Source organism: Nocardia sp. NPDC051981 (assembly GCF_040680715.1).
In the GTDB taxonomy this organism is placed as follows: domain Bacteria; phylum Actinomycetota; class Actinomycetes; order Mycobacteriales; family Mycobacteriaceae; genus Nocardia.
The window spans coordinates 63875-76719 of sequence record NZ_JBFAXK010000012.1 but is presented as its reverse complement, the minus strand read 5'-3'; the positions used below and the strand labels follow the sequence as shown (position 1 = coordinate 76719).

Annotated in this window: 14 protein-coding genes; 6 read left to right on the top strand and 8 right to left on the bottom strand. The window is 67.4% G+C overall.

The window, feature by feature from the left end; all coding sequences use genetic code 11:
* The first annotated feature begins 179 nt into the window (after positions 1-179).
* Complete coding sequence (locus AB0L60_RS21655; protein ID WP_364616717.1) at positions 180-452, top strand: hypothetical protein; 273 nt, start codon at positions 180-182, stop codon at positions 450-452.
* 178 nt (positions 453-630) lie between these two features.
* On the opposite strand, the gene AB0L60_RS21650 is transcribed toward AB0L60_RS21655, so the two are convergent.
* The 3 genes from AB0L60_RS21650 to AB0L60_RS21640 form a co-directional block, all read right to left on the bottom strand.
* Complete coding sequence (locus AB0L60_RS21650) at positions 631-1137, bottom strand: flavin reductase family protein (protein WP_364616715.1); 507 nt, start codon at positions 1135-1137, stop codon at positions 631-633.
* Between the two features lie 444 nt (positions 1138-1581).
* Positions 1582-1815, bottom strand: a complete 234-nt coding sequence (locus AB0L60_RS21645; RefSeq protein WP_364616713.1) for a hypothetical protein — start codon at positions 1813-1815, stop codon at positions 1582-1584.
* Between the two features lie 195 nt (positions 1816-2010).
* Positions 2011-3207 (bottom strand): AI-2E family transporter, encoded by a 1197-nt coding sequence (locus AB0L60_RS21640; RefSeq protein ID WP_364616711.1) that lies wholly within the window; start codon positions 3205-3207, stop codon positions 2011-2013.
* Positions 3208-3387: 180 nt separating this feature from the next.
* Here AB0L60_RS21640 and AB0L60_RS21635 point away from each other — a divergent pair, with 180 nt between their 5' ends.
* From AB0L60_RS21635 to AB0L60_RS21625, 3 genes are all read left to right on the top strand, one after another.
* Complete coding sequence (locus AB0L60_RS21635) at positions 3388-3894, top strand: nitroreductase family protein (protein WP_364616709.1); 507 nt, start codon at positions 3388-3390, stop codon at positions 3892-3894.
* Between the two features lie 241 nt (positions 3895-4135).
* Complete coding sequence (locus tag AB0L60_RS21630) at positions 4136-4546, top strand: DUF6153 family protein (protein WP_364616707.1); 411 nt, start codon at positions 4136-4138, stop codon at positions 4544-4546.
* Between the two features lie 99 nt (positions 4547-4645).
* The gene (locus AB0L60_RS21625; RefSeq protein ID WP_364616705.1) at positions 4646-6205 is read left to right on the top strand and encodes a multicopper oxidase family protein; all 1560 of its coding nucleotides are present in this window, start codon (positions 4646-4648) and stop codon (positions 6203-6205) included.
* A 261-nt stretch (positions 6206-6466) separates the two neighbouring features.
* On the opposite strand, the gene AB0L60_RS21620 is transcribed toward AB0L60_RS21625, so the two are convergent.
* Positions 6467-7477 carry a sigma-70 family RNA polymerase sigma factor gene (locus tag AB0L60_RS21620; RefSeq protein ID WP_364617018.1) on the bottom strand — a complete coding sequence of 337 codons (1011 nt, stop codon included), beginning with the start codon at positions 7475-7477 and terminating at the stop codon, positions 6467-6469.
* Positions 7478-7634: 157 nt separating this feature from the next.
* On the opposite strand from AB0L60_RS21620, the gene AB0L60_RS21615 reads away from it, so the two are divergent.
* Both AB0L60_RS21615 and AB0L60_RS21610 read left to right on the top strand, forming a co-directional pair.
* The gene (locus tag AB0L60_RS21615; protein ID WP_364616703.1) at positions 7635-8228 is read left to right on the top strand and encodes a dihydrofolate reductase family protein; all 594 of its coding nucleotides are present in this window, start codon (positions 7635-7637) and stop codon (positions 8226-8228) included.
* A gap of 636 nt (positions 8229-8864) precedes the next feature.
* Positions 8865-9458, top strand: a complete 594-nt coding sequence (locus AB0L60_RS21610; RefSeq protein WP_364616701.1) for a hypothetical protein — start codon at positions 8865-8867, stop codon at positions 9456-9458.
* A gap of 24 nt (positions 9459-9482) precedes the next feature.
* Here the strand turns inward: AB0L60_RS21610 and AB0L60_RS21605 are convergent, their stop codons facing one another.
* The 4 genes from AB0L60_RS21605 to AB0L60_RS21590 are packed head-to-tail and all read right to left on the bottom strand — an operon-like array spanning position 9483 to position 12843.
* Positions 9483-10400: a 2-hydroxyacid dehydrogenase gene (locus tag AB0L60_RS21605; RefSeq protein WP_364616699.1), complete on the bottom strand. Its 918-nt coding sequence runs from the start codon at positions 10398-10400 to the stop codon at positions 9483-9485.
* 52 nt (positions 10401-10452) lie between these two features.
* Positions 10453-10605, bottom strand: coding sequence for a hypothetical protein (locus AB0L60_RS21600; RefSeq protein ID WP_354850676.1), 153 nt, complete (start codon positions 10603-10605; stop codon positions 10453-10455).
* A 26-nt stretch (positions 10606-10631) separates the two neighbouring features.
* Positions 10632-11102: a hypothetical protein gene (locus AB0L60_RS21595; RefSeq protein ID WP_364616696.1), complete on the bottom strand. Its 471-nt coding sequence runs from the start codon at positions 11100-11102 to the stop codon at positions 10632-10634.
* A 28-nt stretch (positions 11103-11130) separates the two neighbouring features.
* Positions 11131-12843 carry a cytochrome bc complex cytochrome b subunit gene (locus AB0L60_RS21590; protein WP_364616694.1) on the bottom strand — a complete coding sequence of 571 codons (1713 nt, stop codon included), beginning with the start codon at positions 12841-12843 and terminating at the stop codon, positions 11131-11133.
* Positions 12844-12845: the final 2 nt, after the last annotated feature.

Here is a 12845-nt window from a genome sequence, read left to right as displayed (position 1 = left end):
GCCCCGGCTCCACCGGCGGGATCGGTTCCGACGGCCGTATCGGCGGAACCGGGACGGCGTTCGGTCCAGCACGGAGATCGAGATGTACACGTTCCATACCGCCCGCTTACCCGGCGCGGACGAGGGTAAGCGGCAATCGGGGAGACGAAACGAGCACTCGGCGGAAGGGAACCAACGCCATGGGCAAGACAAGTGAAACCGGCATCATCACCGGCACCCGCGACAAGGACTACAACCTGATCTGGTTCGTCGAGGCGTCGCTGGACAACGCATTACGGCTGGACACCTTCATCGCCGACGCCGAACGCGACGCCGACACCGAGCTGGCCGACTTCTTCCGCCGCGCCCAGACCGAGAGCCGCACGGGCGGCGAGCTGGGCAAACAGCTGCTGGCCACCCGTTTACAAGGCTCGGACATCCCGATCGCGCCGGAGAATCGGGCCGAGCGCTGAAGCGCCGGTTCACTCCGGCCGCGTGATCGCATCGCAAACCTTGGACGCCCACGCGTATCGCGTAGGAAGAGGACCTCGCAATGGACAGGAGGTGATGACCGTGATGTGGACGCAGATAATGGACATGATCCGACAGATGTGGAACATGATGTTCCCGAACATGCCCATGTAACCGGCCTCAGGGCCGGTTGCCGGGGATGAGGCTGGCGACCGCGGTGTAGCGGAGCGGGGGAGTATCGGGTGCCGGTGGTCGGGCCGCGGTAGGGGCGAGAAGGAAGCCGACGTGGTCGCCGAAATCGGCATGATCGAGGATCTCGCCGACGAACCAGCCGGCCGTGGCCGTCAGGATCGGCAGCGCGTGCGGTCCTTCCTGCCAGTCGCAGTGTTCGAACTTGTCGAGCTCGAGTCCGGTCTCGGAGCCGAAGAGATGCGCCAGTGCGAGGGACTCGTGCGACAGTAGGTGGACTGCCAGGTGGCCTGCGCGGGCTGCGACACGATAGGTGTGGTTCCGTTTCGACAGGCAGACGAGGAATCGCCGCGGCTCGATGCTGACCTGTGTGGTGAACCCCACGAGGCAGCCGGCGCGGTGGCCGTCGGCGAGGGTGGTGACGATCCATACCGGTGCGTCGGCGGCCGCGACGGTGAGATCGAATGCGCTGTTCGAATTGTCGACCTCGCGTGACACGCCGCACCTCCCCGTTTCGGGCCGGTCGGGACAGTGGTCCAGGAGCCGGGATTTAGCCTACACAGACCGGTTGGTTTGTATGCCGCGTGCGTGGAAACGCCGCCGATTCAGGTGAGTTGCGACGGCAATCCGGCGTCGCACACGGTGGGTATGTCGGTCGCCTGCCACAGGGCATCGACGACCACAGGGCATCGACGACAACGTCTGCCGGTGTGCGGTGCAGGTGCGGGTAGTCGATCCCAGGAGTGCGCGACCTCATCCCGTACCCACTCGAATGCCCTTCGGGCGCAGTCGATATCGCTGTCGGACCGCGATCGGATCGCGCGGGCGAGCGCCCGGACCGCCGGGTGATCGACCTCGACGACGGATCGCCGGCGAGATGGGCCGAGAGCCGAGCGTCGACACGGGCGCGAAGGACATTGGTACACCCTGGTGTGGCGTCGCCTAGCCGCTCACCGCCGAGTTGTCGGTGACCGACACGACGGATTCGACGAACGGGAAGGACGCGACGTGCTCGGCGGCATCCACCGCGATACCGATCACGAGCGGGCCGGGATAGGCGCCGTAGACCACCATTCCACCCAGGGCTTTGAGGCGGTCGTGGAAATTCGTGGCCTCCTCGGCGGTCGCGGTGCACGTCTCGCAGAACCGCACTCGATAGACACCTTCGTCGACCATGGCAGCCTCCTGAACGATGGTGGATTGACCGGGCCTAGCGGTTTGCCCATTTTTCGCCTGGTTACCCGGTCCGCGGGGCCTGGGCATTAGTTGCGGTCCGTACGAGGCCCACCGCCAATGGCGACGGTACCTCAACGACGGGGTGCACGACCGCACCGCGACCGCGACCGACTCGAACGGGTCGTCCTGACCGACTCACTGGCTATCGGGCGGGTCGGCCACGCCGGAAGCCTGGGGACGGTCCAGCCTGGGGTAGAGCAGTTCCCGCACCAGCAGGAGCAGGCTCGCGGCGGTGGGGATGGCGAGCAGTGCGCCCAGTACGCCGAGCATCGAGCCGCCGACGAGGACGGCGACGACGGTGAGCACGGCGGGGACCTGGACCGTGCGGCCGATGATGCGCGGGACGAGCAGATAGTCCTCGAGCCAGCGCAGGGCGATGAAGAAGACGATGGTCGCCAGGGAAACCGGCAGCGAAACTGTCAGCGCGACAAGCGCGATGGCGATACCCGCCAGTGTGGAGCCGATCAGGGGGATGAGGTCGAGCACCGCGACCAGCACGGCCAGCACCAGCGGGAACGGGACCCCGAAGGCGGCCAGCCAGATGAAGGTGAGGATTCCGGTGATCAGCGAGATCAGCAGGTTGCCCAGCACGTAACCGCCGACCTTGGCGAAGATCGCATCCCCGATGAGGATGGCGCGGGGCCGACGTTCCCGCGGAAAGAGCCGATAGAGGTTTGCGCGCAAGGCCGGGAAGTTCGCCGAGAAATACGCGGTCAGGACCGCGACCAGGATCGTGGCGGTGACCCAGCCGAAGACCACCCTGCCCGCTCCTACCAGTCCCTGTGACACCTTGCCGAAGTCGGTGCCGGTTGCCTGCTGCAGCCACTGGTCGAGGTGGAAGCGGTTGGCTGCCTCCCGGATCAGCGGGTAGCGGTCCTCGAGATGGTGCAGGGTGTCGGGTGCATGGTGGATCAGGCTCTGCCCCTGGCCGATCAACGGTGTGATCGCGGCCCAGAGGAATCCGGCCAGGCCGCCGAGCACGATCAGGAAGACCAGCGTGACAGCGAAACCGCGGCGGACATGGTGGCGCACCAGCCACGAGATCGCCGGCTCCATGCCGATGGCGAGGAACATCGCCGCGGCCACGAGCAGCAGCGCCTCGTGTGCCGTGAGCACGATATGCACGGTCCCCACTGTGACCAGCACACCCGCGGAGGCCATCAGTCCCACCATGAACGGCGAGTGCCGGTCGAACCTGCGTCCGGGCCTGCCCAGCGGATGCTGATCGCTGGACAGCTCGGCAGCACGCTCCTCGGCTTCCGAAATCGGCGCCGGTTCACTGTCGGAATGCGGCTGCGCTACCCAATGATCGTGAGCTGTATCGTCGTTCATCGATTCGCTATCCGGTTGGGAAGGCGGGCGCAGGCCCTCGCCCGGCGCTCTCGGGCTGTGCTGCATCTGTTGTTGATCCGGCATGATGGCTCCTCTTCGGTGCAGGTGCCGATGTTTGGCGGGTACCCGGACATCGGGTCGGCAATCTCCGCGCACCGCTCGAGCCGATAGGGTTGCCGCGTGGATGAAGCGATCCGGGGACTGCGGGCGGTGCGACATTTCCGGGCGGATCCCGTATCGATCCCCGTGGTCGAGCGCATCATCGACACGGCCCGCTGGACCGGCTCCGCGCGCAATCGGCAGCCCTGGCGCTTCGTGGCCGTCACCGATTCGGCGGTACGGGGTGAGCTGTCCCGGCTCGGCGGCTATGCCGTCCATCTGGCCGCCGCGCCCCTGGTGCTGGTCCTGGCCTCGCGGGACAACGGCTTCGCCGATACCGAGTTCGACATGGGCCGGCTGACCCAGTCGCTGTGTCTGGCCGCCGCCGAACAGGGGCTCGGCAGTTGCCCGACCACGCTGTATCCCGCCGAGAATGTTTCTCGCGCAGCCGAATTGCTCGATCTCGCGCCGGGATGGCTGCCGCGGCATGCCATCGCCCTCGGGTACCCGGATCCGCTGCCGGCCGGTGCGCCGAATGCGATTCCGAACGGCAGGCTCTCGGTCGGTGAGCTGCTGACCTGGAAGTAGCGGTCGAGAGATGCATGCCCCGCTCCCGGAACGAGTCTCCGCTGGTGGCGATCGCGTTCGGGATCCTGGTCGCGATGACCAGCGCGGCCGAGACGCGAATCCGGCGGCGGTGCCGGCGAACAGCCAGTGGAAGCTCATGGGTATGTGCAAGCAGGCGTGCTGTGATGCGGGCCGCCGCACGTCAGGTTCGTGATAGATACCCCCAGGGGGTGGCGGGCAGAGTCGGGCTATGCTGGCTGACGTGGCTGATCAGCGCGTTGCGCGGCGAGCGACCGGATACGTCCGGCTGCTCGGAGTGCTGGCGCTCCTGCTCGGGATCGCCGCCATGCACGCGGGTGTGTTCTCGGCACACCACAGCACGCCGGGTTCCGAGATGTCCTCGGCGACGATGGCGATGCCTTCCGTCCCGCAGCCGGGACACGACGCGGGGATGCACGGCGACAAGCCCGGCGGGCACGGGCTCACCCACGCCTGCGAATTCTTCGTACTCTCCGCGGTGACGGTCGCGATCGGCCTCGTGCTGCTGCACTGGGCCGGAGGTCGGCCCCGTGACGCCCGCCCACCGAACTTCCCGACCCTGCGGATTCACCGAGCCCGCCCACCGCCGTGGACGGTCCCCACCCTGGCCGAACTGTCGATTCTGCGGATCTGACAGGTCCGCCGCGCCCACCGGTCGCGGCCGACTTCGTGATCCCGGCCGCCGCCCACCACGGCGCGGCGTGCCCCACATTCGACCAACCAGGGAGAAGCCATGTCCTCCAATCGATTTCCACTCGCATCGCCACTGAACCGGCGCGGATTCCTAGCGCTCGGAGCGGGCGCCGCGGCGGCCGCGACACTGGCCGCGTGCACGAAGAACACGGCGGCAGCGCCCAGCCTCGTGCAGCCCGATTCCGAGGCGGTCCGGGCCGCGGAGGCCGCGCGTCGCACGGCCGGCACCACCGTCCGCGACGTGGCATTGCGTGCCGAGCCGACCACCGTCGACCTCGGTGGCGTCCAGGTGCCGACCTGGGCCTTCGGCGGCGCGGTGCCCGGCCCGGAAATCCGCGTCGCCAAAGGTGAAGTGGTGCGTGCCAACGTCATCAACGCGCTTCCGGCGCCGACGACGGTGCACTGGCACGGCATCGCCCTGCGCAACGATATGGACGGCGTCCCCGACGTCACCCAGGCGTCGATCGCGGCCGGCGGCAGCTTCGGTTACGAGTTCACCGCGCCGGACTCCGGCACCTACTTCCTCCACCCGCACGTCGGGGTGCAACTCGACCGCGGCCTGTACGCGCCGCTCATCGTCGAGGATCCGGCCGACGGCCGTGACTACGACACCGAAGCCGTTGTGGTGCTCGACGATTGGCTCGACGGCGTGAACGGGCGCGACCCGGACAAGGAGTTGCAGGCCCTGCGGGACAAGGGCATGGCGGGCATGGCCATGGGCGGGATGCCGGGCATGAACCACGGCGGCATGACCATGGGCTCGGGCGGAATGTCCACACCCGCCGACCCGAACGCGCCACTCGGCTCCGACGCCGGCGACGTCACCTACCCGTACTTCCTGATCAACGGCCGCCTGGGCAGTGATCCCACCGTCGTCACCGCGCGACCGGGGCAGCGCATCCGGCTGCGGATCATCAATGCCGCGGCGGATACGGCGTTCCGGGTCGCCGTCGGCGGACATCAGCTGCGGGTCACCCACACCGACGGCTTCCCGGTGCAGCCGATCACCACCTCCAGCCTGCTCATCAGCATGGGCGAACGCTACGACGCCATCGTCGAACTGGCGGACGGCGTCTTCCCGCTGGTCGCCGCCGCGGAAGGCAAGACGGGCCGCGGCTTCGCGCTGATCCGCACCGGCGGCGGCACCCCGCCCCCGGCCGACGTGCAACCGGCCGAACTCGCGGTGGCGCCCCTGACGGCCGATCGCCTCACTGCCGCGGAACCGGTTCGCCTGCAGGCGAAGCAGCCCGATCGGACCCTCGACGTCACCCTCGGCTCCGATATGAAGAAATACGTCTGGACCATCAACGGCAAGGCATATCCCGACCACGCCGCCCTGAATGTCTCCCAGGGGCAACGGATCCGCCTGCGCTTCCGCAACCAGACCATGATGTACCACCCCATGCACCTGCACGGCCACACCTTCCAGCTCGTCAACCGGGCCGGGTCCGGGCCGCGCAAGGACACCTCCATCGTGTTGCCCATGCAGACGGTCGAAGTCGACCTCGACGCCGACAACCCCGGCCAGTGGATGCTGCACTGCCACAACGCCTACCACGGAGAAGCGGGCATGATGAGCATCCTGTCCTACGTGCGCTGAGCCCGCCGCCCCGCCGCGGGTGGGTTCATCCGCATGGCCCGTACGACACCGTCCCAGCCCGAGGAAGCGGACCCCGGGCCCGGCACGGCGCCTGCGTGATCATGGCCGCAGCCATCGCCAGCCCCGAAGCCGGTACCCATCCTTGACCCGTATCGAATTTCACTGTCACCAAACCGATTTCACGCGACAACCCGCTCCGAACGCTTCGCCCCACCATGCATGGCCATCGCGCCGCGGCTCGAGCGGGCTCAAATCAGCGATCTACTGTGCACTCGGGAGGGATTGCGGCAGGCCGAATATGGGGAGGACGGTGTTTTCGAAGCGGGTCATGGCGCTGATTCGGTCGCCGGCGAGAGTGAGGACGAAGAGGCCGGATCCGTAGATGCCGATGGAGGGGTGTCGGTAGACCCCGAAGGCCGGCTGACCGTTGGCTCGCGTCGGCACCAGTTCGAATCTCTGTGCCGAGCCGAAAATGAGTGCGAAGAAGCGGGCCACGAGGTCTCGGCCCTGATATTCCAGCGGCACCGGTGGCATCGACATGAAGACGTCGTCGGTCAACAGAGCCACCAACGCGTCGATGTCGGCAGACTCGTAGGCGCTGACGAACTTCGCCACGATCGCGTGCTCGGCAGGTGAGTCGCCAGCGGGCGGCTGCTCGCGGGCAGTGGTCGCCGGCAGTCGGCGCTGCATTCCCACACGCGCGCGTTTGAGGGCGCTTTTGACCGATTCGACGGTGGTGTCCAGCATGTCGGCTACTTCGTTCGCGTGGAATCCGAGGACGTCGCGCAGGATGAGGACGGCGAGCTGGCGAGGCGGCAAGATCTGCAGGGCGGTCACGAAGGCCAGGGAAATGGATTCGGTCTGCTCGTAGCGCGCCTCCGGACCGAGCGGCACACCGATCGCACCGTCCAGCAGGGCGTCGGGATAGGGCTCGAGCCAGTGGATTTCGCCGAGTCCAGTGGGTTCCGGCAGTTCGATTCCCGGGATGTCCCACTGCTTCGCAGGACGTCGGCGAGCAGAGCGCAGCGCGTCGAGGCACCGGTTGGTGGCGATGCGGTAGAGCCAGGTTCGAAGTGAGGCGCGCCCGTCGAAGCGTTCGAGACCTCGCCAAGCGGCGAGCATCGTGTCCTGGAGAGCGTCCTCGGCATCCTGAAACGATCCGAGCATCCGGTAACAGTGCACCTGTAGCTCGCGACGGTGTGGCTCGGTCAGCGCCCGGAATGCCTCGCCGTCGCCGGCCCGCGCCCTCGACATCAGGTCCGTTCCCGCCAACTCCACTCCCGCCACCTCATTCCTCGTGTGTAGTTCCACACCGTATGGACGCCGGCCGGGGCGCGAACGGGGCGGGGCGGTCGCGGAGCGCCTCCTTTTCCGATGTTGCGGCGTCTGGACCAGTGACAGCCGACAACATTGTCAAAGGAGCACCGAAATGGGAAAGATCGTCATCAGCGCCAACGCCACACTCGATGGAGTGGTCCAAGACCCGGACGGCCAGGAAGGCTTCGAGTTGGGCGGCTGGTTCCACCAGTTCGTAGGGGGCAAGGACCTCGAAGACTGGGCCGCCAACGAGACGGAGGAACTGCTGGGTGCCGAAGCGCTACTGCTGGGCAGGCGGAGCAGTGAGTGGTTCGAGTCCCGGATGCGCGATGGCGCGGAGGTCCGCGTAAGCCGCGAGTGGGCGGACAGAATGAAGAACATCCCCAAGTACGTCGTGTCGTCGAGTCTCGAACATCCTCAGTGGAGCGATACCAGGGTCCTCAACGGCGATGCGGTAAAGGAGATTTCGGAGCTGAAGCGGAACCTAGACGGGGAAATCCTTGTCTACGGCAGCTATCAGCTCGTGCGCACACTGATAGCACAGAACCTGGCCGATGAACTGCGGCTGGTAGTTTTCCCGGTCGTGCTGGGAACCGGCCTGCGTCTCTTCGACGAGACCAGCGACACGAAGCCGCTGCACCTGGTCGACACACGAAAGATCGGTGACGGCCTGCTGCTCAACACCTACGAATTCGTGCGAGGCTAACGGCTGTACACGGCGACGAGGTCGCGTTCGCCGGTATTGAAGTGCAGGTGGATATCGCGCCGTCCGCGCGGTCATGGACCTCACCGACGACGCGAACCGCGTCTACGAGGTCGACGCTCATGCGCTGGCAGACTCATCGCCGGCGGCAGCACTCTCGCCGGCGACGAGCTTGCGTCAAGCGGAGCCCATCGTGCGGAACCATCGCCGTGGGCGCGGCGAACTCGATGTCGAACGCCGAGAGCGGCCGGTGAACGGGCCGAGGTCCGCGTTCCGAACCGTGAATCACTGTGCGTCATCGACGAATACACCGAGCAGGCCAGGTGCCGTGGCGTCGACGCGTTCACCGTGCGGCGGGTCGCGGACATGGTGCACGCCATCGACTCGAGGCGACGCGGGCGCTCCGGGAGCTGCTCACGCGGAAACGCCCGAACAACGTCCGGCCGCCGCTGTACCGGGTCGTCGACCAGTGCAGGTGCTTCGGCCGCCGATGTGTGTGTGACGTGGGATTTGGCTGGCCCGTAGCGGAGTCACGACGCGCTGACCTTGACGTTCGGCCGGTTGGTGGCGTATCGAATGGGGTAGAGCTACCTGCGTAAGCGGTACGACGGCGCGTGGAGAGAGGCGGTCCAGGTGTCGATGCGTCCTTCGTTGCCGACTCGGCTCTGGCGGGTGCGGCCGTGGAACCGGAATCCGCTGCTGCGCGTCTCGGATCGGGCCGAGGTGGTGCTGCGGGCGGTGGCCGTGGTGGTCGTAGTCGCGGCGGTGCCGGTGGCGGGGGCGGTGGGGAGCGTGAGCTATACCGGCGCGCAGGATCGGATCGCGGCGCAGGATGCGGGGAAGGTCAGGGTGACGGCCACCGAGACCGCGGATGCCGTGCGGCTGTCGGATTCGGATCATTACGCGGGTAATCAGGCGCGGTATCAAGCGCCCGTGCAGTGGAACAGCGACGGCAAGACCGATACCGCCACCGTGGACGTGCCCGGACCGCAGGTCGCGGGGGCCACGGTGACGGTGTGGATCAAGAATGGGCAGCCGACGCAGGCGCCCGCACGGCCGGGAGCCGCGGCCGCCGAGGGGATCGGGACCGGGCTCGCGGTGCTGGTCGAGACATGGTGTGCGGCCGCCGCGACCGTATGGTTCACGGGCACGGTGTTCGATGCCCGACGCTATGCGCGCTGGGAGCGTGAGTGGCGTGGCATCAATCGGCCGATCGGGAAGGACACCCTGTAGCGGGGTGGGATCGGCTGCGCCGGTTCAGTATTCGCCGTTGATGAGGTTCTGTGGCGGCTCGCCCGCCAGGTAGCGTGCGATCTCCGCGGTGGCGATGGCCCAGCCGCGCTGCAGGTTTCCGCTGCTGCTGCCGCCGACGTGCGGGGTGAGCAGCAGGCCCGGTGCGTCCCACAGCGGGTGGCCGGCGGGCAGTGGTTCCGGATCGGTGACGTCGAGGATGGCGCGCAGGCGGCCGGATTGCAGTTCGGCCAGCAGGTCGTCGGTGCGCACCACCGGGCCGCGGGCGGCATTGACGAGAATCGCGCGGTCGGGCATGCGGGCCAGGAACGCCGCGTCGACCATGCCGATGGTGGCCGTGGTGACCGGAACCATGAGCACGACCGCATCGAAATGCGGGAGCAGGTCGGGGATTTCGCCGACGCCGTGCACGCCCTCCCGGGCCTGCGTACCGACCAATTCGACTGTGGTGTCGAACGGCAGCAGCATGCGCCGCAATTCCGTCGCCAGATCACCCGCGCCGATGATCAGGATTCGCTTGCCGTGCAAGGTGTCCGTGCGGTGCTGGATCCAGCGGTGCTCGCGCTGCGCCACGGCGAATTCGATGAATTCCCGGTAGACCGTGAGCAATCCGGCGATCGTCCACTCGGCGGTGCTCGCCCCGTGCGCACCCCGGGCCGTCGAGATCATCACCTGATCCGGCAGCTCGCCCACCCAGGCCTCGGCGCCCGCGGTCAGCAGCTGCACCAGCCGCAGCTTCGGCAGCGACCGCGCCAGCGCCAGGCTCTCCGGCCGACTGGCCAGGAAGGCGGGCACCAGCACCTCCGCCGCATCCGCCCCGGCGGGCAGCGGCTCGCCGAGGGTGTAGCGCACCGGCCGCGCCCCCTCGATCCGGGAGATCGTCGCGAAACCATGGTCGTCGGGAACCAGCACCGTCACCGTCATGTCAGCGACGCTAGCCGACCGGGCGCATCCCGGTCGGCGCGGTCGGTTCCGATCAGTATCGGGGATGGGCGAGGTAGCGGGCGGGTGCGCCCAGCAGCCAGCGGATCAGGGCCACGGTCAGCACGATGATGCCGAGGGCGGTGAGGGCCGGGGTGGCGATGAGCCAGCCCGCGTCGAGCAATGCGAGGCCGAGCACGGCGAGCATTCGATTGTCCTCTACGGACCGGAGTCCTATTTGGCGGCGGATTCGGTTTTCGCGGGTGTCCCCGGACGGTTGAGGAAGCGGTTGACCGCCCAATTCGGCTTCGCGAATACACGTTTCGGCGTCGTCTTGGCCATGGGAACCGCCGGCTGCCGGGGCTGCTCCACGCTACGCGCCGCCGTGGTCGCCGGCGCCGGTTTCGCGAGTTCCTTTCGCGCCGAAGCCATCTCACGGCGCGACTGGCGCAGCTCGCGCCGCGCGACCGTGCCGCGTCGTGACGTGGTCCAGATTCCGGCCAGCGTGAGGATGAATCCCGCGGTGCCGATCGCGCCGATCAGGATTCCGTAGGCGAACAGCAGCCCGGCGGATCCGTGATAGGTGTGGTCGAAAACGGTGAAGCCATTGGGAAGCGCATGTGCGCCACCGCTGTTGGCCTGGATCCCGGCCACGCCCACGGTCACAGCACCCAGCAGAGCGATGAGCCCGATGATTGTGAACATAGTGGGGCAATGCCCGTTCGTCCGCTGGTCAAACCCCGGACCGGTGGGTTGTCCGGCGAGTCCCTCCCGCGGAGTCCGGCGGCTCACGGCCATCCGGTGTCCCGTCCGTGGACTGTTCCTGTCCCGTGATGCGCTGCTGGTAGGTCCGCAGGACTGTCAGCTGGGCCGATTCGGCGGCGTGGTCGGCCTGGCGGAGGGCCGCGACCTGGTCGGGTGGGTCGGCGAGGAAGAAGCTGCCGCTGCCGGGTTTGCCGGCGATCCCGAGCCGGTTCATCTTCTTCGGCACCGGTGCGCCCTGGTAGTCCAATGGGATTGGGTGGCCGTGGTCGTCGACGGGGCCGAGTGCTTGGTGCAGCTCGATGTATTCGCCGTGGGGGAGGCGGCGGATGACGCCGGTTTCGATGCCGTGCTCGAGTACGGTCCGGTCGGCTCGCTGCAACCCGACGCAGAGCCGGTAGGCGATGAAGTACGCCAGCGGCGGCAGCAGCAGGATGCCGATGCGTCCTGCCCAGGTGGTTGCGTTGAGGGAGATGTGGAACTTGTACGCGATGATGTCGTTGGCGCCCATCAAGGTCAGGATCACATAGGTGGTGATGGACATGGCGCCGATGCCGGTGCGCACCGGCACGTCCCGGGGACGTTGCAGCAGGTTGTGGCGGGCGGTGTCGCCGGTGAGGCGCTTCTCGATCCACGGATAGACGATCAGCACCGCGAAGATCAGGCCCATGATCAGGGCGACCCAGAATGCGGCGGGAACGGTGTAGCGGCCCAGATACAGTTCCCACGGCGGCATGGTGCGGGCCAGGCCCTCGGTCCACATCATGTAGAAGTCCGGTTGCGATCCCGCCGACACCTGGGAGGGGTTGTAGGGGCCGAGGTTCCAGATCGGATTGATCTGCAGCAGGCCGCCCATGAGCGCCAGCGCGGCCAGGGTGAACGCGAAGAACGCGCCCTGGTCCAGGGAGAAGACGGGCACGATCCGAGTGCCGATCACGTTGCGTTCCGTCCGTGCCGGACCCGGGTATTGCGTGTGCTTCTGGTACCAGACCAGGGCGATGTGAGCGGCGATCAGGGCGAGCATGATGCCGGGGATCAGCAGCACGTGGGTGATGAACATGCGGGGCACGATGATGTTGCCGGGGAAGTCGCCGCCGAAGAGCAGCCAGTGCAACCAGGTGCCGATGACGGGCAGGCCCATCGTGATGCCGCCGAAGGCCAGTCGCAGCCCGGTGCCGGAGAGCAGATCGTCGGGCAGCGAATAGCCGAAGAAGCCCTCGAACATGGCCAGGATCAACAGGATGGCGCCGATCACCCAGTTGGCCTCGCGTGGCTTGCGGAACCCGCCGGTGAAGAAGACGCGGAACAGGTGCACGATCATCGAGGCGACGAACAGCAGTGCGGCCCAGTGATGGACCTGACGGATGAACAGGCCGCCACGGACTTCGAAGGAGATGTTCAGGGTGGATTCGTAGGCCCGGGACATCGTCACTCCGCGCAGCGGCTGATACGGCCCGTTGTAGACCACGTCGGTCATCGACGGATCGAAGTACAGCGTCAGGTATACGCCGGTCAGCACCAGGATGATGAAGCTGTAGAGCGCGATCTCACCGAGCAGGAACGACCAGTGCGTGGGGAAGACCTTGTTGATCGACCGTTTGACGAACGCCGCGAGGCGATAGCGCTCGTCGGCCGCGTTGGCCTGGACGGCGAGGGCGGATGTGTGGCGTCGGATCCGTGCCATGA